Origin of the sequence: Nostoc sp. (genome assembly GCF_036917455.1) — a bacterium.
In the GTDB taxonomy this organism is placed as follows: domain Bacteria; phylum Cyanobacteriota; class Cyanobacteriia; order Cyanobacteriales; family Nostocaceae; genus Nostoc.
The window spans coordinates 1-21,977 of record NZ_JBALDK010000076.1 but is presented as its reverse complement, the minus strand read 5'-3'; the positions used below and the strand labels follow the sequence as shown (position 1 = coordinate 21,977).

Annotated in this window: 17 protein-coding genes and 1 tRNA gene; 9 read left to right on the top strand and 9 right to left on the bottom strand. The window is 43.4% G+C overall.

The annotated features are described in order from the left end of the window. The first annotated feature begins 541 nt into the window (after positions 1–541). The 3 genes from V7K42_RS08740 to V7K42_RS28925 all read left to right on the top strand — a co-directional run bounded on the left by V7K42_RS08740 (position 542) and on the right by V7K42_RS28925 (position 2,366). Complete coding sequence (locus tag V7K42_RS08740) at positions 542–2,131, top strand: glycoside hydrolase family 57 protein (RefSeq protein ID WP_334915341.1); 1,590 nt, start codon at positions 542–544, stop codon at positions 2,129–2,131. Positions 2,132–2,200: 69 nt separating this feature from the next. Further along, positions 2,201–2,269, top strand: a complete 69-nt coding sequence (locus tag V7K42_RS28930) for a DUF6888 family protein (protein WP_442938550.1) — start codon at positions 2,201–2,203, stop codon at positions 2,267–2,269. Beyond that, the gene (locus tag V7K42_RS28925; RefSeq protein WP_442938549.1) at positions 2,259–2,366 is read left to right on the top strand and encodes a DUF6888 family protein; all 108 of its coding nucleotides are present in this window, start codon (positions 2,259–2,261) and stop codon (positions 2,364–2,366) included. Before V7K42_RS28930 ends, V7K42_RS28925 begins: the two co-directional genes overlap by 11 nt. A gap of 58 nt (positions 2,367–2,424) precedes the next feature. Here the strand turns inward: V7K42_RS28925 and V7K42_RS08735 are convergent, their stop codons facing one another. The 4 genes from V7K42_RS08735 to petC form a co-directional block, all read right to left on the bottom strand. After that, on the bottom strand, positions 2,425–2,556 hold the full coding sequence (locus tag V7K42_RS08735; protein ID WP_334915339.1) for a hypothetical protein: 132 nt from the start codon (positions 2,554–2,556) through the stop codon (positions 2,425–2,427). A 30-nt stretch (positions 2,557–2,586) separates the two neighbouring features. Then, positions 2,587–3,654: an SDR family oxidoreductase gene (locus V7K42_RS08730; RefSeq protein ID WP_334915337.1), complete on the bottom strand. Its 1,068-nt coding sequence runs from the start codon at positions 3,652–3,654 to the stop codon at positions 2,587–2,589. A 126-nt stretch (positions 3,655–3,780) separates the two neighbouring features. Beyond that, positions 3,781–4,782 carry a cytochrome f gene (gene petA / locus V7K42_RS08725; protein ID WP_334915336.1) on the bottom strand — a complete coding sequence of 334 codons (1,002 nt, stop codon included), beginning with the start codon at positions 4,780–4,782 and terminating at the stop codon, positions 3,781–3,783. 161 nt (positions 4,783–4,943) lie between these two features. Then, positions 4,944–5,483: a cytochrome b6-f complex iron-sulfur subunit gene (petC, locus tag V7K42_RS08720; protein ID WP_334915334.1), complete on the bottom strand. Its 540-nt coding sequence runs from the start codon at positions 5,481–5,483 to the stop codon at positions 4,944–4,946. Between the two features lie 228 nt (positions 5,484–5,711). Here petC and V7K42_RS08715 point away from each other — a divergent pair, with 228 nt between their 5' ends. Then, entirely contained in the window at positions 5,712–6,020 is a 309-nt protein-coding gene (locus V7K42_RS08715) for a DUF3067 family protein (RefSeq protein ID WP_334915332.1), read from the top strand. 76 nt (positions 6,021–6,096) lie between these two features. On the opposite strand, the gene V7K42_RS08710 is transcribed toward V7K42_RS08715, so the two are convergent. Both V7K42_RS08710 and tatC read right to left on the bottom strand, forming a co-directional pair. Next, on the bottom strand, positions 6,097–6,429 hold the full coding sequence (locus V7K42_RS08710; protein ID WP_334915343.1) for a tRNA-binding protein: 333 nt from the start codon (positions 6,427–6,429) through the stop codon (positions 6,097–6,099). Between the two features lie 72 nt (positions 6,430–6,501). Continuing rightward, positions 6,502–7,296 carry a twin-arginine translocase subunit TatC gene (tatC, locus tag V7K42_RS08705; protein WP_334915330.1) on the bottom strand — a complete coding sequence of 265 codons (795 nt, stop codon included), beginning with the start codon at positions 7,294–7,296 and terminating at the stop codon, positions 6,502–6,504. A gap of 496 nt (positions 7,297–7,792) precedes the next feature. On the opposite strand from tatC, the gene V7K42_RS08700 reads away from it, so the two are divergent. The 4 genes from V7K42_RS08700 to V7K42_RS08685 all read left to right on the top strand — a co-directional run bounded on the left by V7K42_RS08700 (position 7,793) and on the right by V7K42_RS08685 (position 16,832). Beyond that, the gene (locus V7K42_RS08700; RefSeq protein WP_334915328.1) at positions 7,793–8,023 is read left to right on the top strand and encodes a hypothetical protein; all 231 of its coding nucleotides are present in this window, start codon (positions 7,793–7,795) and stop codon (positions 8,021–8,023) included. A gap of 222 nt (positions 8,024–8,245) precedes the next feature. Further along, positions 8,246–9,103 (top strand): SDR family NAD(P)-dependent oxidoreductase, encoded by an 858-nt coding sequence (locus tag V7K42_RS08695; protein WP_334915326.1) that lies wholly within the window; start codon positions 8,246–8,248, stop codon positions 9,101–9,103. A gap of 1,289 nt (positions 9,104–10,392) precedes the next feature. Next, complete coding sequence (locus V7K42_RS08690) at positions 10,393–11,730, top strand: P-loop NTPase fold protein (RefSeq protein ID WP_334915324.1); 1,338 nt, start codon at positions 10,393–10,395, stop codon at positions 11,728–11,730. Then, positions 11,700–16,832 (top strand): nSTAND1 domain-containing NTPase, encoded by a 5,133-nt coding sequence (locus V7K42_RS08685; protein WP_334915322.1) that lies wholly within the window; start codon positions 11,700–11,702, stop codon positions 16,830–16,832. Before V7K42_RS08690 ends, V7K42_RS08685 begins: the two co-directional genes overlap by 31 nt. A gap of 115 nt (positions 16,833–16,947) precedes the next feature. Here the strand turns inward: V7K42_RS08685 and V7K42_RS08680 are convergent. Both V7K42_RS08680 and V7K42_RS08675 read right to left on the bottom strand, forming a co-directional pair. Continuing rightward, positions 16,948–17,021: transfer RNA gene (locus tag V7K42_RS08680), tRNA-Arg, on the bottom strand. Between the two features lie 33 nt (positions 17,022–17,054). After that, entirely contained in the window at positions 17,055–18,152 is a 1,098-nt protein-coding gene (locus V7K42_RS08675) for a tocopherol cyclase family protein (protein WP_334915320.1), read from the bottom strand. 33 nt (positions 18,153–18,185) lie between these two features. Between V7K42_RS08675 and V7K42_RS08670 the strand changes: the two genes are divergently transcribed. Then, positions 18,186–18,809: a J domain-containing protein gene (locus V7K42_RS08670; protein ID WP_334915318.1), complete on the top strand. Its 624-nt coding sequence runs from the start codon at positions 18,186–18,188 to the stop codon at positions 18,807–18,809. 92 nt (positions 18,810–18,901) lie between these two features. On the opposite strand, the gene V7K42_RS08665 is transcribed toward V7K42_RS08670, so the two are convergent. Further along, positions 18,902–21,538: an EAL domain-containing protein gene (locus tag V7K42_RS08665; RefSeq protein WP_334915316.1), complete on the bottom strand. Its 2,637-nt coding sequence runs from the start codon at positions 21,536–21,538 to the stop codon at positions 18,902–18,904. Positions 21,539–21,977 lie beyond the last annotated feature (439 nt).

Here is a 21,977-nt window from a genome sequence, read left to right as displayed (position 1 = left end):
GTGGATGTTTGAGTGGTTTATTCGACACACTACTTTTGACTTTGCCACTCTTCAGATGTACGGAGCTTGTTCAAAAATCAAATAGGAGTCCTATATATACGACAGTGTTTAAGAACAGCATCATAGGCTTGGCGCAAATACTCCTTATTTGTCTCATGCTTGTATTGTGTTAATGTATGTCGGTAAATCTCTCCTGTTGTTAGCTGCCCATTGAATCGTCGGATCTCGTTCTTCAACTTCTTTAACAAACTCCTGCTCCTTGAGTACTCTTCGCTTGATCTCAGTAGGCCCCTCTGAACGCTTACTATCTGTGTAATGTTCAAATCATAAGATTTTGGCAAATACTGAGTTTAATTTTTACGTGTCAGCAAAAACACGCAGTGGAGGTACAACAATACAACAATATTGGCTATACCCCTACAAACACTGTATTTAACTCATATTGAAAACTATTCTTACGATCCCCATAAAGTCTTAAAATATTGTTAATTTCAGCCAAACCTCTCGACCTTTTACTTAAAAGTATTACCCCAAAATCACTATGGCTATCGGCTACGTCGCGCTTGTACTCCACGCACATCTGCCCTTCGTTCGTCACCCGGAAAGTGACTACGTGCTGGAGGAAGAATGGCTCTATGAAGCCATTACAGAAACCTACATCCCCTTATTGAAAGTATTTGAAGGCTTAAAGCGAGACGGTATCGACTTTAAAATCACAATGAGTATGACACCTCCTCTCGTGTCAATGCTGCGCGATCCTCTGCTTCAAGAACGCTATGAAGCACACTTAGCCCAACTAGAAGAACTAATACAACTAGAAGCAGAACATAATGTCAACAACGGACATCTTCGTTATTTAGCCGAATATTACACTACTGAGTTTAAGGAAGCCCGTCAGCTATGGGAAAGCTATAACGGTGACTTGGTGACAGCTTTTAAGAAGTTCCAAGACAGTAACAACCTAGAAATTATCACCTGCGGCGCTACTCATGGCTATTTGCCGTTGATGAAAATGTATCCAGAGGCGGTGTGGGCGCAAATTCAGGTAGCCTGCGAACATTACGAGCAAACTTTTGGAAAAGCACCCAGAGGCATTTGGTTGCCGGAATGTGCCTACTATGAAGGTTTAGATCGGATGTTAGCTGATGCTGGATTACGCTACTTCCTCACAGATGGGCATGGCATCCTTTACGCCCGTCCCCGTCCACGCTTTGGTACTTATGCGCCAATTTATACAGAAACTGGTGTTGCTGTCTTTGGTCGAGATCAGGAATCTTCCCAACAGGTATGGTCTTCTGAGGTAGGCTATCCTGGAGCGGCAGAATATCGAGAATTTTACAAAGATTTGGGCTGGGAAGCAGAATATGAGTACATCAAGCCCTACATTATGCCTAATGGTCAGAGGAAAAATACGGGCATTAAGTATCATAAAATTACGGGGCGTGGCTTAGGGCTGTCAGATAAAGCACTCTACGATCCGTATTGGGCTAGGGAAAAGGCAGCAGAACATGCTGATAACTTTATGTATAACCGAGAGCGGCAATCTGAGCATCTCAATGGTATAATGCAGCGCCCGCCAATTATCGTTTCGCCTTATGACGCAGAGTTATTTGGACATTGGTGGTATGAAGGCCCCTGGTTTATCGATTACTTATTCCGTAAGTCGTGGTATGACCAAAAAACATATCAAATGACCCATTTAGCAGACTATTTGCGAGATCAGCCAACACAGCAAGTCTGTCGTCCTTCGCAGTCGAGTTGGGGTTTCAAGGGTTTCCATGAGTATTGGTTGAACGAAACAAATGCGTGGATTTATCCACATTTGCATAAAGCTGCTGAACGGATGATTGAAATCTCGCATTTGGAACCAGAAGATGAATTGCAGTGGAAAGCCCTTAACCAAGCAGCGCGGGAACTGCTATTAGCACAATCTTCTGACTGGGCATTTATTATGCGGACGGGAACAATGGTACCCTATGCAATTAGACGGACGCGATCGCACCTGATGCGGTTCAACAAGCTCTACGAAGATGTGAAAGTCGGTAAAGTTGACAGTGGTTGGCTAGAAAAAGTCGAGTTAATGGATAATATCTTCCCCGAAATCAACTATCGCGTCTACCGTCCGCTATAGTTTCACACAAAGTAATCAACAGCAGTAGGGTGGGCATTGCCTACCCTATATTAGTAGTGACGAGCGTTTATTTTACCAACAACAGAGCAAGCCTTAGCCTGTATAAGGGTTTGTCAAATGTTGTCAAATCCTTTATAAAGACATCCGCTTATTTCGATTTGACGACAAAACCGGACAGGTTTACATCTTGGCTGGAGATAAAGTTCAAATTATTGTTTATCCTCAATCGAGGTAACGGGGATATACTCTACTGAGGCTGTCATGGGTAGTACCTCAACTCAACTAGGACTAGATTAAATACTATCGCTCAAAATGCGATCGCCATGACTGGGAGGCTGTGAAATCACCAAAAATTCTAAATTGCGTAGGCGTAGCCCGTCGTAGACATCGCTGCTTAGTCCGAGTTCTTGTCGTTCGGCACCCATAAAACGCTACCAATACCATCTACCCAGGTTCTACGGAATCAACCGATCTGCGCGTAGTTGCTCGAACAGGTCAAAAAACGACTCGTCCGTTTTCTGGTATATGGAGAAGCCGAGTTTGCGGCTCTTCGACATGTCGGTCATAACCTCAATCGGACGCCCAAGATCGAGATCGGTGTGCCATGCAGACGATAGACGGCTCAGATCCGGCTCGGTGAGGTCATGCTGCTTTGCGATCTCGCGCCAGACAGCACCTTCATTCGCCATTTCGGCTTCGAGCGGGTGGGTTGTGCCGTCGAAGCCGATGGGCTCGATGCCGAACCAGTCAGCCAGCCGCCCCCACAACCATATCCAGCGGAAGATGTCGCCATTGACAACGTTAAACGCCTCGTTGTGGGCCGCTTCGGTCTTCGCTGCCCAGACTAGGTGCTTCGCCAGTACCCGCGCATCGGTCATGTCGGAGATGCCCTTCCATTGCGCTTCAGAACCTGGCCAGCGGAACGGTCGCCCGGTTTCCTTGCAGATCGCGGCATACACGGCTAGCGTCGTGCCAAGGTTCATCAAATTGCCGACCGCCTTTCCAATGACAGTGTGAGGGCGATGAATGCTCCAGGTGAAACCGTCACGGGCTGCGGCGGCATAGACCTCATCTTCCTGAGCATAATAGAAATTTTCGATGTCGAGCCGGGGCTGCTCCTCGCGCAATGGAGTTTCTGGCAGCGATCCGCCCCTGGCGTATGCATCGAATGGCCCGAGATAGTGCTTGAGACCGGTGACGAGGGCGACGTGCTGCACTGAGTCTTTCGGTGACAGAATATCCAGCAGATTGCGAACCATTGTACCGTTGACCCTGACATTCTCGGCCTCAGTCGCATTACGCATCCACGTCGTGATGAAGATGTGCGTCGGGGCGATGTCTGACAGCGCAGTTTTCAGGCTAGCTAGATCGAGCAGATCGGCAGCAACAGGGCGTAACCCTTCCACCCCTTTTTTAAGATTTCGGGCCAACCCATAGGTCGTCCATCCATTCGCGATCAGTTCTCTCGCAAGATTGCTGCCAATGATGCCGCTCGCGCCCACAACTAAGGCTGTTCCATCCATGTCGTGTCTCCAGTAGGGAAATTTTCTATAACAATGCTAAGCCCCAAATTTCTAGGCTTAGTATAAATAACATATAAAAAAGACAGGCATTTTGCCTGTCCTATAAGTAATGATTTAGCAAGGAATTTAGAAATTCATTTCAGCAGCTTGAACTTTCTCAACCTGCTTCTTCTTCAGCACAAGCATAACTTGAGCCAACATTACAAGAGCGGTAAACGCAATCATCCATTTGACTCTAGAGGCATCTTGCAGTACGATTTCTGCATCTATTTGACCGAAGCCACCGACGTTGGGGTTGCTGGTCAAAGCATCACCGGTCTTAACTGCTTGCCCTTCGGAAACAAGCAGGTCTGGCCCTAAAGGAACTGTATCAACGACAACATCACCAGATTCAGGTTGGATGTTTACTAGATATTTGACGTTACCATCTCCATCTTCCTCTTTGGCAATCTTGGTAATTGTGCCAGTAGCAGAAGCGTTGTAAACACCATTGTTACTTTTTTCGCCAGTGGGATAAACTTGTCCGCGTCCCCGATTACCACCTACGTGAACTGAATATTTACCGAAGTGGATGTTTTTGTCGGTTGCAGGGTTAGGAGAAAGAACTGGGAAGATGATTTCCTGATACTGCTCACCAGGTAAAGGGCCGACGATGACGATATTTTCTTTGTCTTCGCTGTAGGGTTGGAAGGCAGTGTCGCCAATTTCTTCTTTAAGTTCCTCGGAAATCCGGTCTTCGGGAGCAATCTTAAAGCCTTCAGGTAGCATCAGTACAGCACCGACGTTCAAGCCAACCTTAGAACCATCGGCACCAACCTGCTGGGCGCTCAGATCGTAAGGGATTTTCACCACAGCTTTAAATACAGTGTCAGGTAGCACCGATTGGGGAACTTCCACTTCTGTTGGCTTGGCTGCTAAGTGACAGTTGGCACAAACAATCCGCCCGGTTGGTTCGCGGGGGGTTTCGGGATAGGTTTGCTGTGCCCAAAATGGATAGGCGGCAGCTGATTGGGGAAGGGCTAGATCGCTGGTGAAGTAAAATGTCACAGTGGCGATCGCTATGAGCAATGTTTTGACGATCGCTCTAGCACTGCGAGTTAATCTCGCTGTTCGGAAAACATTTCTCATCTCTAATAAGGGCAACGATTGAATTTGTCATTAGTCATTGGTCATTAGTGAGCCAGCGCGGTCTTGGGGTTTCCCCCATGAGTGACTGGCGAACCCGTGAGGGTCATTAGTCATTAAGCCCTGAATAAAGGACGAATGACTAAAAACTAAGGACAAAATTATTAACCCCACCAAGGTGCATCACCGGTGCGGAAGTCGGTTTCAGTCCAAGGGGTCAAAACGATTTTGTCGTCGCTTACATTGGCATGGGCTAAAGGCAGAGACAGAGGCGCTGGGCCCCGAACAACCTTACCAGTTTCGTCATACTGAGAACCATGACAAGGACATTTAAATTTGTTCTCAGCAACGTTCCAGGGGACGACACAACCTAAGTGGGTGCAGATGGCATTAATGCCATAATCTTTGATCGCCTCTTTGCTATCTACCACAATATAGGTAGGATCTCCCTTAAGTCCTTGGACTAGGTTGCGATCGCCTGCATTCCGGTTTTCTAGAAATTTTGCAACGCTAACATCGTTACCTAACTCATCTTTTGCCGTTACACCGCCACCGGCACCACCTGCTGCTGGTGGAATAAAGTAGTTGACAACGGGATACAATGCACCCAGAGCTACTCCAGTGACAGTCCCAAAAGTGAGCAGATTCATGAACTGACGACGACCCATATCGGGCACGTCTGCTGATTCAGAAAATTGAGCCATAATCTACGCGCTCTTTGTGTATTTTGTTAAGCATTTTGACAAAAGTACTGCACTTGAGGAACTCTTGTCTAAGTCGAAATGCTAGCGCTCACAACGATGCCATACTTCTTTGTTCCAAGATATATTTAGCATCTTTTCTGTTAGCATTACATTTCTTTATATCCTTATCATACTGGAGTCACGGAACTTAACATCATAACTAAATGTAAAATCTGATTGAGAAAAGCTATGACAGGACAGGAATTACGTCAGATGTTGCTTGATAAGTGGGGATATTCTTATGATGTCCAGTTCCGGCGGGCACAGGGCAAGATATTTTTGCAAGTAATGTGGAAATACGTTGAGCAAGCTTCTTTTCCCTTGAGTGAGGCGGAGTACCAAGAGCATCTTGACAGCATTGCTAATTATCTTCATGCCTTAGGTGGGTCAATACAGGTACAAACATTCATTACCCAAACACGCGATCGCCCCCGACTCGGTAAAGCTGTTAGCATTCCTCTCGATTTGGGCGAACGTTCTTCGGAATGGATCTTATGACCTACTCTGGCATTAATGTTAATAAATTAAATTTCTGAGGATTTACAGTACTTTTATCCAAAAATACCATAATGTGCTACAAGACTCTTTTCCCCACCGCTACATCTCTATCTGGCTGAATTAATACAACTTCTCCATCGTCTAAAACGACTCCCAAGACTAAAACTTCCGAGATAAAATTGGCTATTTGACGGGGTGGAAAGTTAGTCACAGCTAATATTAATCTGTTGATTAATTTCTCTTGGTCATAAAGTTTAGTTATTTGGGCACTAGATTTTTTAATGCCCAAATCGCCAAAATCTATCCACAATTTATAAGCTGGTTTTTTTGCATTAGGAAACTCTTCAACTTTGATGACTTTGCCAACATGTATTTCGATTTTTTCAAAATCACTATAGCTGAGAAAAATTTGGTCAAAGCTCAAACCCTTTTCCCCCTGCTCACTGCCTTATTAAAACGATAATTATTTACGCCGACCTACTTATTTACCAGTAAGCTTCACCAATCCAACACCACCGAAATAAAGCCCTAAAACTGCTCCCGCCAAGAGACTTTGAGTTAGGGGGTCAGTAGAAGGTGTAAGTACGGCTCCTAAAACCACTGCTCCCATAATCACGTAACGCCAACCAGAAACCATCTGTTCAGATGAGACAATATTCAAATTACCGAGCAACAATTGGATGATGGGAATTTGAAATGCTAAACCAGTGCTGAATAGCAGTAGCAGCACAAATTCAAAATATTTATCAATTGACCATAGTTGTTCGACTACATCTGCTCCGTAGTTGATGAAAAACTTCAAAGCTGCGGGGATAAGCAATAAATAGGCAAATACTAACCCCGCGCCAAACAGCACACTCGAACCCAAAACCACAGGCCCCAGTAAACGGCGCTCGCGGCGAGTCAATCCTGGAAGCACAAATTGGATAATCTGATAAAGAATGAACGGACTAGTAAATACAAAGCCAGTGTAAGCTGCAACCTTGAGGGAGACAAAGAAATATTCTCCGGGTGCAAGTTGGAGAAATTTTACTCCTTGGGCTGGAACCTCAAGTAGCTGGACAATTGGCTTAACGGCAAAGAAACAGCCACTAATACCTACCGCTACGGCAATCAGCGAATAGAAAATGCGCTGTCGCAACTCTTCTAGGTGGTCGAAAAGGGACATTTCGATTTCACCTGGCAACTCATCAAGAGGATCTGTGTCTGAGTTGCCATATCCTTCTGGGTCGATGTTGGGAACGTTTACAGTATCTACGTCTTGTGAAGGCGGCATGAGTCAGCTAGTAGGCAACATTTGTAACTGAGTGCTGAATAATGAGCAAAATTTTTTACTCAGAATTTTAAACTCAGCACTCTTCATTATTTTATCTGGGGAATGCAGCTACTAAGATATGTTTTTGGGTGCTGTGGGTTTTTTGTCCTGTTTTTTGGGGTTGCATCTGCATAAGTTAGTAGGAAGCCATCTTGTAGGCAATGCCTAACCTAAAAAAGGGTGGAACCGATAATTTATAAATCACGTCTCTGCAGCTAGTAGTCTGTCTAACTAGTTTTGATGGTTTCTAGTAAGCACTTTGGTGTAAAAAAAACAAGGGCTAAAATCCTTACTACGAGATTGTCTAACTATCAATTTGAAATTGATACACTACTAGTAAAGCTAAGTAAATTAACACAACATCAACATAAATAATACTCAGTTTTAAAAATCCGGTTCATCAAGGTGGCATCTATACATACATAGCGCAATCGGAAACTTTTAGCTGAGGTTGGATATGAACCGGACAATTTGCATTGCCTTAATGGCATTGCCTGTTTATTTATACAATGTTGAGTTAGGCAATACTTGTAGTAGTGATGTGACAATTGTCAAAGACCAGTTTCCCGTAATAGCTGCTCTAATTGCTTACAGTACAAATGCCGACTCACGTATATTGCCGTGGCAAATATCGGCTAGAGATGACCAAACTGAAGATTGTCTTCGGTTTGGTACTTGCAAAGATTGATCGGAAGGAGGGATAAGGCAGGTATAAACTTTGTTCCCTATGAGCAAAAACTTAGAACATTGTTTTCAAGATTCAAGGGACAAGAAAAAATACATCCGTCCTTGTTTAATAAACCTTTTCACTTTATGGGATAGGCTTCCCTCCTTCCTCGATCGCAGACGCGGCTTTGATACTAATTCGTGATTACGAATTACGGCAGTCCCATAATAAAAAAGAAAATTAATGGTTGTAGCAAATCAAGGTACAGTCGTAGTTACGGGAGCATCAACAGGAATTGGTCAAGCGTGTGCTTTGCTTTTAGACCAGTTGGGCTTCTCTGTTTTTGCTGGGGTGCGTCAAGATATTGATGCTCAAACACTTAAACAGAAAGGATCGCCAAGACTCATTCCGATTTTTTTAGATGTTACTGACGCTGAATCGATCGCAGCTGCGGTTGATAAGGTAACAAATGCAGTCGGGGGTACTGGAATTTTAGGTTTGGTGAATAATGCGGGAATTGCTGTGCCTGGACCTTTAGAATTATTAGCGATCGCAGAATTTCAATACCAAATGCAGGTTAATGTCACCGGACAATTAGCTGTAACACAAGCATTTCTCAGCCTTTTACGCCAAAGTCGGGGTCGAATTATCAATATGGGTTCCATTGCAGGTAGGAGTCCTACACCGTTTCTAGGAGCTTACAATGCTTCAAAATTTGCCTTGGAAGCACTCTCTGATGTGATGCGAATGGAGTTACGACCTTGGGGAATCTCGGTTTCAATTATTGAACCTGGTTCTATTGCTACCCCAATCTGGGAAAAGTCTTTAAGTCAATCTGAAGTAGCACAATACGATCTACCACAATCGGCACAGAATCTCTACGGTCAAGCGATGAATATTGTCCGCAAGAAAATGCAGGTTCTCGCATCTAAGGGAATTTCTGCGGATATTGTCGCTCAGACTGTTATTCATGCGCTGACTGCAAAGCAGCCCAAGACGCGCTATCTTGTTGGACAAGATGCCAAACTCGGAGCGGTGCTAAAGTATATTTTACCCGATCGGTTACATGACAAGATAATTTTATACTCGATGGGATTGTAGATTAGCGATCGTCAATACTTGAGGGGTCGTCACTCTGAATACAAAGGCTGTTGCGAACAAAATCATGATTTTTGTAAACAAAAGCAGAATCTAGCCAAAAATTAACTCTGAAGGGAAGTTGACTTAATTGAAGAAGAAAACAGATCCGTCAGAATGGGCTAAACCTTAGCTATCCGCTAACAGGAGCGGAGCCGGAGACTTTCCTGTCAACTCCTGTCAGAATCACTCTCGTGGGGGATTCAGACCCAGCACTCATTGTAGACTACCAAATTAAAAATTTGGTGGGGGTTTTAAACCCATTTATTCAGACGCTCTCTACGAGACGTTCTTGCTAGCTTGCTTAAGAGCAGGGGTACGTGGACTCGCTCTAAGCGTTTGCGAACAGCGTCTCTAAGAGTTGCTATGCCGTAGGCTTTATGCTGCGCTATCCGCTCTTTCGTTCAGAATACCCAACTGAATTCTGGCTCCTGACTGCTGAATTCTGTTTGATCACATTTTCGGCAAAAGTCTGATTATGTAAGGATTGGAGATTATTCGATCGCAAAATTAACAGAAGTTCGTTAATAATTCAAGCTGATAATGGGTTCAAGAGAGCGACAAAATTGTACCTAACAGTACCTTTTTTTGTGTTGGATATTTTTAATATTCATAATAGTACCTTATTTAAAGTTAGAGATTTTTGCTATTTGTACTTATAGGAGTATTTCTGCTTACTTTAAATAAAATCTCAACATTACTATGTTCTACATCTAACCTGGATATAGGAATCCGATTTGATTTGGAGAAAAGATAGGTAGGGTGTGTTAGAGGATGTTTGAAAAGTCCTCTTATCGGTATCAAAAGTTTTAGATCCCCCTAAATCCACGCCACATGCTCCACTTGGGGGTTTCCCCCATGAGCGACTGGCGTGGGTTAGGGGGGATCAATAAGTGCCTAAAATCACAGCCAAAGACTTGTTCATTCAACCTCTTAGCACGGAGAGTCCGGCACTAAATCCTTGATAATGGTGCGTTACGAATTTCGTTCTAACACAATGCCAGTTGCTACAACGGAGGGAAGCTCCCTTCAGGTTCACCAGTCGCTACAGGGCTGGATTCACCGCAACTCATTGGCTCCCCTACAATACCTAATTTTGTTCAAAAATCAAATAGGAGTCCTATATAAACAATTATCCGAAATGCTGCTAGTTTAGTTAGTAGTTAGATGAAACTAAAGCATAAATTCTCTAAAATTAATATATTTATTTAGTAAATTTTGCTATCCCCATTCTTGAGTGAACTTGATTAGTTATGCTCCTAGATTTAGAAAGATTTTATCAGGCTTGCAATCCGAGCAGACCTCTAATTATAGGAAACCCCGGCGATCGCAGGTACTATATCGATTTTGCTGCGGTGCGGGGTGGTAAAATCATCGAAGCTTTGCAGCGCACGATCGCTCGAATCTCGCCAGATATTCCCACCTGTCAGCTATTTACAGGACATCTCGGCTGTGGAAAATCAACAGAGTTGTTGCGGCTCAAAGCTGAGTTAGAAGTGCAGCAATTTCATGTAGTTTACTTTGAGTCTACCCATGTCTTAGAAATGGCAGATGTGGATGTGACTGATATTTTGTTAGCGATCGCCGGTCAGGTGAGTGAAAGCCTAGAAGCCATGAAAATTAGGCTGAAACCTGCTTATTTTACCAAATTGTTTGCAGAACTTGTAGATTTCTTGCACACCCCAATTGAACTTGGGGTAGAAGCTGAGTTGTCTGTGGGGATTGGCAAAATTACAGCTAAAGCTAAAGAAAGTCCACAATTGCGGCGGCGCTTAAGGGATTATCTAGAACCGCGAACAGCAAATATTTTACAGTCCATTAATCAAGAATTGCTAGAACCTGCTAACAAGCAACTGAAAACCAGAGGTAAAAAAGGTCTGGTGGTTATTGTTGATAACTTGGATAGAGTCGCAATTCGACCTTTACCATCGGGGCGATCGCTACCAGAATATTTATTTATTGAACGGGGCGAACAGTTACGCAAACTGAATTGTCATGTAGTCTACACTATTCCCTTAGCCCTGACTTTCTCTAACGATAGCGCCGAACTTCAACATCGTTTAGGGGGAGGAGTCGCACCAAAAGTCTTACCAATGATCCCTGTACGTCTGCGCTCTGGCGAGATTTTTCCTCAAGGGCTAACATTATTACGGCAAATGGTACTAGCTAGAGCTTTTCCAGACATTTTACCTAGCGATCGGTTAGGCTTAATTACAGAAGTGTTTGATAGTCTGGAAACCTTAGATCGCTTGTGCTTAATTAGTGGTGGTCATGTCCGCGATTTGCTAGGGTTACTGTTTGACTGTCTGCGAGAACAAGATCCACCTTTTGATCGGGAGTGTGTCGATTTGGTGATTCAAAGACAGCGAGATTACCGAGCTAATGCGATCGATCCTCATGAGTGGGAACTAATCTTCCAGGTGGTGCAACAGCAACGGGTGAGAGGTGATATAGAGTACCACACCCTATTGCGAAGTTTATTTGTATTTGAATATCGCGATCATCAGGGAGCTTGGTTTGCCGTCAACCCAGTTTTAGCAGAGACGGAAAAATTTAAATCATGGTTGAACGACACCCACAAGCAGATATAAGAGCAGCTAATGAGCGGGCTTTACGGAGTTTGGGGAGAGCAATTACCCTTTCTAGCGGTCAATTTTCCCTGGTTTTGGTGTGCTGCAATTATCGGGTTTTGCAAGAACTTATGCTGCAACGACTCGAAAAACTCTCTTCAGGAGTACACCAAATCCAAAAGGTAATTCTGCCCCATAATGCTAGAAGCCTTTACACAAGTATTCATTTACAACTGCTAACCCAAGATAATCCGCCATCGGCGTTGATGATTTTGGGTTTAGAATCAGTAGATGGAATCGACGATCTACTGAGGTCTATTAATCATATTCGTGATGAATTTCGCAAACGCCACCCATTCCCAATGATTTTGTGGGTGAATGAGGAAGTGTTGCAAAAGGTAGTCCGTTTAGCACCAGATTTTGCTAGCTGGGCGGCTACACCGATTCAGTTTGAGATGACAACTCAATCACTACTGCAATTTTTGCAACAGGAAACTAATTCTTTGTTTGCCACGGTGTTAACAACCGATGCTGGACAACAACAAATTCCTCAAGTTATAGAGCATTATTCCACTGTAGAGCAAGTCTGGAAACATAGTTATGAACTCCACTTTGCCATCAGAGAGTTGCACGAGCGTGGTATTACCTTAGAGCCAGAATTACACGCTAGTTTAGAATTTATTTTTGGTCTAGATAATTATATTAGCGATCGCATCAATGCAGCTTTAAGGCATTTTCAGCAAAGCTTGCTAGTTTGGCAAAATTTGGCCAAAAAAGAGAATGAAGAAGCCGGGGGAACAAGGGGGGATGAGGGGGTATTTTCTTCGTCTACGCCTCCATCTCCCCCATCTTTGCTACTGCTGCGACAGGGAATTTTGCTGTTTTATATTGGGCTATGTTATTGCCGTTTAGCAGAGCAAAATCAAACAGAAAGCCGTCGCCATTGGATCACAGCCAAATCTTATTTTCAGCAATGCTTGAATATCTTGCAGGTGGCTGGGCGTTTAGATATGGTTGCGGGATTTATTGGTCAACTTGCTGAGGTTTTGCAATATCTGCAAGACTGGGAAGAGTTGCAGACAGTTGCTCAAAAGTCTTTGGAGTTGCATCAAACTTATGGTAGTCAAATTCAATTAGCTTGTGACTACGGTTTTCTGGCGCAAGTCGCTGTGCAGGAGTCGCGGTGGGTACAGGCGAGTATTTTAGCACACGTATCACTGCTAAAATTAGCTGAAGCCCAAAAGCAGAATGACCCTTATAACTGCTTATTTCCATTATTGCTGGCGCAAGTTTACTATTTAGTGTTGGCGAAAGCACAGCGAAATTTAAGTGAACTAGTAATTGCTCGTGAATATTTAGAAAAGGCAACAAAAGAATTGCCATCAGCCTTAGAAAACAGTTCCCATCAATACGATGCCCATCGTTATATTCGCTTATTGCGGAAACTGCGATCGCTATATTTTGAAGAAGGTCGCTATTTAGAAGCCTATTACATTCGCCAAAAACGGCGTTCTGTTGAGCAGCAGTATGGTTTTCGGGCTTTTATTGGTGCAGGGCGTTTGCAACCGCAAAGACAGGCGACAAACCCAGCGTTGATGGCACCATCTGGGAGCAGTAGCGTTGCTTTAGAAATTGCAGCTTCTGGTCGGGAACGTGATATTAATAACTTAATTGGCAGAATTAGCCGCGCCGATCAAAAGCTGACAGTGATTCACGGTCAATCGGGTGTGGGTAAAAGTTCCACTGTGACGGCGGGTTTAGTTCCAGCCCTGCAAAATCGAGCCATTGGCGACCAAATAGCTATACCTGTGGTACTGCAAGTTTATACCGATTGGGCGCGGGAATTAGGGAAATCTTTAAGTGAGGCGATGTCTAGTGACGCATCCCTTGCCATCTACGCTGATATTAAGCCAGAAGCAGCCATTGAACCGGAGGCTTTGCCTTACTCTGGCACACCCATCGCAATTGTGACAATTTTACAACAACTCAAACAAAATGCTGATAACCATCTGATCACAGTTTTAATTTTTGACCAGTTTGAAGAGTTTTTCTTTGGTTATAGCGATCGCAAGCAGAAGCAAGAATTTGATAAATTTATTAGTGATTGCCTAAATATCCCCTTTGTCAAAGTTATCCTTTCCTTGCGAGAAGATTATTTACATCGGTTATTAGATTTTAAACATCTTTCAGCACTGGAAGCGATTAATAATAATATTCTCGACAAGCATATTCGCTACCAGTTGAATAACTTTTCGCCAGAATATGCCAAAGCAATTATCCGAAAATTGACTGAGCGATCGCAGTTTAATTTAGAACCTGCTTTAATTGATGCCTTAGTCGAAGATTTATCCACAGAATTTGGTGAAGTCCGCCCGATTGAATTGCAAGTTGTGGGAGCGCAAATTCAAGATGAGCGCATTACTACATTAGAAGAATATCAGCCATATAGACCCAACAAACTTATTGAACGATATCTTAAGGAACTGATTAAAGACTGCGGCCCAGAGAATGAACGAGCTGCATTACTCGTTTTATATTTATTAACAGATGAAGGTAACAATCGACCGTTTAAAACTCGGGCTGAGTTGGCGGCGCAGCTAGCAGAGTTAGAAGATGCTGGTAAATTAGAGTTAGTATTAGATATTTTAGTTAGCTCTGGTTTGGTGGTACTATTCCCTGATGTCCCCGAACGCTATCAACTGATTCACGATTATTTAGTAGACTTAATTCGCTACCTGCAACAGCAAGAATCGAGTTTACAGGTACAACTAAATCAGTTACGTTATAAAGTAGAACAAAGTAAGGCTGAAATTGAGCGACTTAAAAGCGAACTTAGCCAAAAAAAGCAGCGTTTCAAATTGGTAGATTCCCATCCCCAACAAGGATTAGACTTATTAACAGAACTGCGAGAGTTACACAAGCGGGAAGAATTGAGTCAGTTACAAATTGAGCAATTACGAGCTGAACTTAAAGAAAAAGAATTAACAGCTAAACTTGCCGAAAGTCAAAAGAAACAAAGACTTAGTGAAGCTCAATTAAATCGTTCCTTGAAAATTGCCTTGACTGCTTCTGTTCTCGCTATATTAGGATTAAGTATTTCCATAGTGACAGCAGTAGATAGCGAAATTAAAACTCTTAGTGCATCCAGTGAAGCCCTCTTTGCCTCGCAAAAAGGTATTGATGCTTTAAAAGAAGGTTTAAAGGCAGGGAAGAAATTACAACAGACAGTCTGGGTAGATTCCTATACAAAAGAGGAAGTACAAACGGCACTTTATCAAGCAGTTTCTGGATTAAGAGAGTATAACCGTTTAGAAGGGCATATATCGGGAGTAAATAGTGTTACATTTAGTCCTGATACCTCTTTAATTGCCTCAGCCAGCGCCGACACTACAATTAAACTCTGGCATCCTGATGGTAGCTCGATCAAAACTTTATCAGGGCATGAAGATGTCGTTAATAGCGTCAGTTTCAGTCCAGATGGTCAAATTATCGCTTCCGCCAGTCAAGACAAGACGGTGAAGCTTTGGAGTCGAGAGGGTCAACTGCTTGCTACTCTATTAGGGCATCAGGGTGTAGTGAATAGTGTCAGTTTTAGCCCAGATGGACAGATTATCGCTTCAGCCAGTACAGACAAGACATTAAAACTGTGGAGTCGGAATGGTAAATTACTCAAAATCTTGCAGGGACATAATAGTGCAGTTTTGAGTGTCGCTTGGTCAACCGATGGTCAAACCATTGCTTCCGGGAGTTCTGACAAGACGGTGAAATTGTGGAGTCGGGATGGTAAACTGCTCAAAACCTTACAGGGACATAATGATGCAGTTTTGAGTGTAGCTTGGTCGCCCGATGGTCGAGCGATCGCTTCTACTAGTTTAGACCAGACAATCAAACTATGGAATCTAGAGGGGAAACTACTGCGAACCCTATCAGGTCATAGTGCTGGAGTTACCAGCGTTAGTTTTAGCCGTGATGGTAACACCATCGCTTCCGCAAGTACCGACGAGACAATCAAACTTTGGAGTTTTGAAGGTGTACTATTAGGAACCTTGAAGGGACATAATAATTGGGTTAACAGCGTCAGTTTTAGCCCAGATGGTCGCACCCTAGCTTCTGCAAGTCGGGACAAAACTATTAAACTCTGGCATTGGGACGATGTATTACTGCGAAAGCCCAAAGCCGATAATGATGACTGGATAACTAGCATCAGTTTTAGTCCAAGCGATCGCACCTTAGCAGCCGCGAGTCGAGACAAAACTGTAAAACTCTTCAGTCGAGACGGTAAACTCCTCCGTACATTTACAGGGCATCAAGGTCAAGTTTGGGGAGTTAGTTTTAGCCCTGATGGTAAAGTAATTGCCTCAGCTAGTAAAGATAAAACGGTAAAGCTTTGGAGTCCTGACGGTAAGCTGCTCAACACCTTACAGGGTCATAATGATACCGTTTTAGGTGTAGCTTGGTCGCCTAATAGTCAAATAATTGCCTCAGCTAGTAAAGATAAAACAGTAAAGCTTTGGAGTCCTAACGGTAAACTACTCAACACGTTGCAAGGACATCAAAATGCAGTAAATTGGGTAAGTTTTAGCCCAGACGGTAAATTGCTAGCCTCAGCCAGTGATGACAAAACCGTGAAAATCTGGAGTATAGAGGGTAAATTATTATACAATTTAACTGGTCATAGCCGCCGGGTAAATGGAGTTGCTTGGTCGCCGGATAGTCAAGTAATTGCTTCAGCTAGTATTGATAGCACCGTCAAACTTTGGAGTCGGGACGGTAATTTGCTAAATACTCTCGCGGGAGATGGTGATAGTTTCATCAGTGTGAGTTTTAGCCCCGATGGTAAGACTTTAGCCGCCAGCAGTGATGACAAAGTAAGGATTTGGAACCGAGAAGGGACATTACTAATTGCTTTGAAAGGCTATGAAGCTGAGTTAACCAGCGTCAGTTTCAGTCCTGATGGTAAGATTTTGGCTGCGGGTAGCGGTAATGGCACAGTAATCTTCCAAGATTTGGCAGATATCCAACTCGATAAATTACTCGCGCGGGGTTGCCATTTATTACACGATTATTTGCAGACTAACCAGAAAGTCATGAAAAGCGATCGCTCTTTGTGTTCTAGTAGGTAATGCAGAAGAATGATGAATGACGTGATAGAAGAATTAAAAGAGGCGTTTTCCAGCTACTACGGTAAAAATAAAATCCCGATGACCTGCTATTAATCAAGGTCATAGGGATTTCTTACGGGACTGGTGCGGCTCGAACGCACGACCTGACGCTTAGGAGGCGTCCGCTCTATCCAACTGAGCTACAACCCCAACTAGGAAGCATATATGATTATAGCAGTAGTTTTAGCGAGACTGCCAAACATTATCCCAAGAGCCGCCGCCTACTTCTAAGCCACAAAGAAAACTTTCTGCTTTGAGAATGATTTGAGATTTTCTCCCATTGAGTTCTCGTAATTCTAAATTTAATTTTCCTTGCATCGTGTCTCGGCAACAATATCTTAAACCTTCTGCTGTCGGCGCACGCAGAGGTGTGCCAGGTAAATCGGTGGTTCCTGTTAATTCAATTTCATAATTAGAGTTAGTAGCTTTCATTTTCCATCTACCCCAAGGCTGAATTTCCCAGTCTACTTGGGAATTCCAGGGAACGAATTCATAAAATTTACCTTGATAGTGCAATCCAATCATCGCTACAGATTCCATCCACCACAGTACACCCCGTCGTCCACCGCCAGCAGTTAATGCTAAGTCGGGTTCGCCTTCAAAGCAATTACAATTTATCCAAAACCATTTTTGAGGAAAAGCACCACCCCAATTTTTCTCACCGTAGGCTGGGGCGTTGGTGAATTCGTAGATTTTGCCATTCCAGTCAATTTTCCCACTAGCTAAACCGTGAGCCATTAAAATCTGCCATCCAGGTTCAAAAATCTGCGAGAATGAGAGCCAGCCTGCGGTTGATTGCTGAATACTATTTTTATTACCCCAACCATATACTGGTTGAATTTCATACTCCCAACGGCAACAATTATTAGTTGCAGGTTCGCAAATAATTCCCTGATTCAAGGTAGCTGTGGCTTGATATCCCTCTTGAACATGATGCTCAAACTCTGCTGGTAGAAGGTACAGAGGAGCAACTTGCAAATCCGTTTTACCCCAATGACCTAAACCCAGAACATCCCGACTACCCCAAAATTTCTTCACCTCAGGAAAAGTCCGGCATAAATATTCATCATCTGGACCGAGGATTTGGGCTGCACCGCCACTGTGAGGTTTACTGCCGATGGGGTCTTCGATGGAGTACATAAAGGCGAAGGTTTGCCCAATTTCTGGTAAAGTAACGCGATAATACCAACCCTCAAAAAAGCGGCGATTACTACCATCCCAATGATAACCAGAATGGGGCGTTTGGGTTGATTGGAGGAAATTTAGGGGAATAGTTAACATAGTATATAGTTGCCGATTTTTTCAGTATGCGCGATGTTTAACGACAAGCCGAAACGTCTACGCTTCGATATCAATGATGCTTATGAAATTCTTGGGCTGGAACCTGGTGCATCTCAAGCACAGGTGAAACGAACCTACCGTAAACTGGTGAAAATTTGGCATCCCGATCGCTTTTTCGATCAAAAGCAAAAACAGGAAGCTGAGGAAAAGATTAAATCAATTAACGCAGCTTACAACAAGCTCAAATCTGAAAGTCCATCCGAGCCTCCCATTTCTGAAAATCCATCTTCATCTTCGCCTAAAAAATCCCCAAAAATATCTGTCAATCGTTGGGATGCAGAAGCTTTCTATACTTTAGGAGTAGAAAATGCCACAGAAGGAAGATATGAAGATGCGATCGCAGATTTTACCCATGCAATTCGTCTCAATCCTCACTATGTTGACGCATATAAATATCGTGGGCTAGTTTGCTCTCAACTCGGATACGAATATAGAGCCGCTTCCGATTTAAATAAAGCTGCACAAATAGAACAAGAATTAAGAAATCCGGGTGCTGCAAGGAGAGTGCGATCGCCTAGATTTGTATCAAAACCTAGACCTCTGCTACAAAGAGTTTGTGAAGGGATAAAAAGTTTACTGCGGCTAAATCGCCGTTGAAAATAAGAAGCGCTATATAGCGCTTCTATGTTGAGTCTAATACCTGCCTAATCTACTAAAATCTACTAAAGCATCTATACTGAATCGATGTTTTAGAGAGCCGATCGTTTATTTTCGAGGATTTCTGTAGCCTTCAGAGCAGAAAGTGGGCGGTAGAAAAAATAGCCCTGCACCTCCTCACAGTTGATAGATTTCAAGAACTCCAATTGTTCTTCTGTTTCTACCCCTTCGGCTGTCAACTTCAATCCCAAACTGTGTCCCAAGGTAACTATGGCCTGGATAATATGAGCCACTTTGGAATCCGGCTTCAAATCTTTAACAAAAGACTGATCTATTTTCAGATTGTGGAGTGGCAAAAGCTGTAAGCGCGAGAGCGAAGAATGACCCGTACCAAAGTCATCAATGGAGATGTAAACACCCATCTGCTTTAAATTCTCTAACACCGTTCTGGTAAAATCTACATCTTCAATGGCTGTGGTTTCCATAATTTCTAATTCTAAAAAGTGCGGTTCCAAACCCGTTTGTTCTAAAACTGTGGCTATAATCTCCACCAATTTGGGTTGGCGGAACTGCTTCAGAGAAAGATTGACAGCGATCGTTATGGGTGGAAATCCTGCATCTTGCCAGATTTTATTTTGGATACAGGCTGTCCGCAGCACCCATTCGCCAATGGGGATAATTAATCCACTTTCTTCGACGAGGGGAATGAAGACACTGGGTGCGACCAATCCCATTTCTGGGTGTTGCCAGCGTAACAGAGCCTCCATACCAGTAATTTCTCCTGTGGCAATGTTTATACGAGGCTGATAGTACAGCGCAAATTCTTGACGTTCTAGGGCATAGCGCAAACTCTTTTCTAAAGTCAGAAGTTCGGGATTTTTGGCGCTTAGAGAAACACTATAAAATTGGTAGTTATTCCGCCCTTTGTCCTTGGCATAATATAAAGCGGCATCTGCGTGCTGAATTAGTGTTTCGGCATCAGGACTGTTGTTATCAAGCAACGCAATACCGAGGCTGGCAGTCACATAAAGTTCATGCCCTTGAAGATGGAAAGGATCTTCTAAGGTTTGTAAGATTCTGTACGCTACCTGCGTTACCTCTTCAATATCATTGACTCGCGGGAGTAAGATAGTGAACTCATCGCCTCCCCAACGGGCTATGGTGTCTCCGCCTCTAAGTAAATCTTGTAATCTTTGAGCGAGGCTTTTTAACAATTGGTCTCCCAAAGTGTGCCCCAGTGTGTCATTAATGACCTTGAAGCGATCCAGATCGAGGAAGATCACAGCTAAACTTTCGCCATTTCGAGTGGCATTAGGCAGAGTTTTACTGAGCAGTTCGCTAAATAGTAAGCGATTGGGCAACCCTGTCAGCAAGTCATGGAGGGCTTGATAGCGAATTTTTTCTTCTACTTGCTGACGCTGCCGCGCACCAATGATACTGGCGGCCATTGTCAACAGGGTAGATTCTTCATGCTTTGACCAATGACGCTCAAAGGTGCAGTCTGCCAAGCCAAGATACCCCCAGCACTCGTTCTCTAAGCGGAGAGGCACCAGGAGAAGGGATTGAATGCCATCTCTGATCAGAAATTCTTGTTCGGCGACAGGAAATTCTGAGGTGAGTCCGCTAATCGACTGGCCGCTAGAGAGAACAGCGTGCCAACGGGCTAATCCAGAAGCTTGATAAGGTTGATTCTGCCAATGGTGGTGGGTAGATTCAATTACAGATTGCGTCCATTCAAACCGGAGGCTGACAGCTATTTCTCCTGTAGCAGGATGGAGATGGTTTTGAAAGAGATAGGCTCGATCTGCCTGGGCAGCTTCACCCAGTAAAGCTAAAGCTCGATCGATACCAGTTTCATAATTCATTTCCCCCAGCAAATAATTGGCAGCTTCTGCAACAGCTTGTAGTAAACGATCGCGCTGACGCAGTTCGGCTGTAGCTTGTTTTTGCTCCGTAATATCTCTAATAATAAATGTTCTAATTAAATCACTTTCAGGCAGGTAGAGAACGGATTGCTCAAAAACTTCTGTACCTACTTCCACTTCGCGCACAAAAGAATTTTGTTCTAGATTCTTAACTGTATTCAGGAGTCCCGCTAATATTGGGTGTTGCGTCCCAACTTTTCTGAGGTTAGGAAACTTGAGAGCTGCGGCTGGATTGAGATAAGTCACAATTCCCTCGAAGTCCATCTCAATAATTGGATTGGGGATAAGTTCAGGGAACGATGCTAGGCGAGCTAAGGCAGACTCACTAGCTGCTTCAAAACCAGGATCGATAGCTAGGGTTTGAAAAGGATTGGCAGGACTGGCTTGCTCTGATAAGAAACCAGATAAGTCTTCAACATCAAAAGATTCAGAAAATGCTTGTTCTGAAATGTTGGAAATCGCATAATATTTAGCCTGAGCTTGATTACTGCCAAAGGCGATAGTATCTCCATTTCTAAGATTATGAGAAAAGCATTTAGCACCATTTATAAATAAGCCATTAGTACTTGCTTTCCCCTTATAGTTACCATCAATAATCTGGAAGCCATATTGGTCAGTCTCTGGAACAGTTACTCGCAATAAAATTGCATGTTGCATTGATACTGACCGAGAAGCCAAGATAATAGTGTTTGCAGGATGCCGCCCCAGAGAATAAGTAGTCTCTCGCAAGGGGACAGTTCGCCGCCCTCGGAGGTCTTTGATGACCAACAGATGGCGTATTTTTTCCCGCTCATTTCCTAGCATGGCTGTTCCTCAAATTCTCATATATTTATGTTTTATTCTGAAAAATAACATTTTCAGAAGATAGTCTGAAAGTCTTAACTTATAGGAAAACTTGTTTAATCAAAGTTGTCACTACCTGCGATCACAAAATTAGTGTGAATTGCAAACCAGCGCTTCTATTCATGATTGACCTTATTGAATAATATGGCTAATTGTTGAATCAGTTTTTGTGGTAGAAGTTTTAGCTATTTTATCGACTCATTTGGACTTCCCAATAATAAATTATTCAGTACGGTATGTTATGGTGTTAAGCCTAACGCATCACCTACAGATAACTGGTGAATGCGCTATCGCGGTAACACACCCTACAACTAGGGAGCAACGCGAAAAAGTGAGATCATCGTCTAATGAGCAGGGGGAGCAGGGGAGGCAGGGGGAGCAGGGGGAGTAAAGAAAAAAC

Excerpts from the sequence above, each read along its gene's own strand:
- V7K42_RS08740 (WP_334915341.1), top strand. The coding sequence starts at position 542 with ATGGCTATCGGCTACGTCGCGCTTGTACTCCACGCACATCTGCCCTTC.
- V7K42_RS08735 (WP_334915339.1), bottom strand. The coding sequence starts at position 2,556 with ATGGGTGCCGAACGACAAGAACTCGGACTAAGCAGCGATGTCTACGAC.
- V7K42_RS08730 (WP_334915337.1), bottom strand. The coding sequence starts at position 3,654 with ATGGATGGAACAGCCTTAGTTGTGGGCGCGAGCGGCATCATTGGCAGC.
- petA (WP_334915336.1), bottom strand. The coding sequence starts at position 4,782 with ATGAGAAATGTTTTCCGAACAGCGAGATTAACTCGCAGTGCTAGAGCG.
- petC (WP_334915334.1), bottom strand. The coding sequence starts at position 5,483 with ATGGCTCAATTTTCTGAATCAGCAGACGTGCCCGATATGGGTCGTCGT.
- V7K42_RS08715 (WP_334915332.1), top strand. The coding sequence starts at position 5,712 with ATGACAGGACAGGAATTACGTCAGATGTTGCTTGATAAGTGGGGATAT.
- tatC (WP_334915330.1), bottom strand. The coding sequence starts at position 7,296 with ATGCCGCCTTCACAAGACGTAGATACTGTAAACGTTCCCAACATCGAC.
- V7K42_RS08700 (WP_334915328.1), top strand. The coding sequence starts at position 7,793 with ATGAACCGGACAATTTGCATTGCCTTAATGGCATTGCCTGTTTATTTA.
- V7K42_RS08695 (WP_334915326.1), top strand. The coding sequence starts at position 8,246 with ATGGTTGTAGCAAATCAAGGTACAGTCGTAGTTACGGGAGCATCAACA.
- V7K42_RS08690 (WP_334915324.1), top strand. The coding sequence starts at position 10,393 with ATGCTCCTAGATTTAGAAAGATTTTATCAGGCTTGCAATCCGAGCAGA.
- V7K42_RS08685 (WP_334915322.1), top strand. The coding sequence starts at position 11,700 with ATGGTTGAACGACACCCACAAGCAGATATAAGAGCAGCTAATGAGCGG.
- V7K42_RS08675 (WP_334915320.1), bottom strand. The coding sequence starts at position 18,152 with ATGTTAACTATTCCCCTAAATTTCCTCCAATCAACCCAAACGCCCCAT.
- V7K42_RS08670 (WP_334915318.1), top strand. The coding sequence starts at position 18,186 with ATGTTTAACGACAAGCCGAAACGTCTACGCTTCGATATCAATGATGCT.
- V7K42_RS08665 (WP_334915316.1), bottom strand. The coding sequence starts at position 21,538 with ATGCTAGGAAATGAGCGGGAAAAAATACGCCATCTGTTGGTCATCAAA.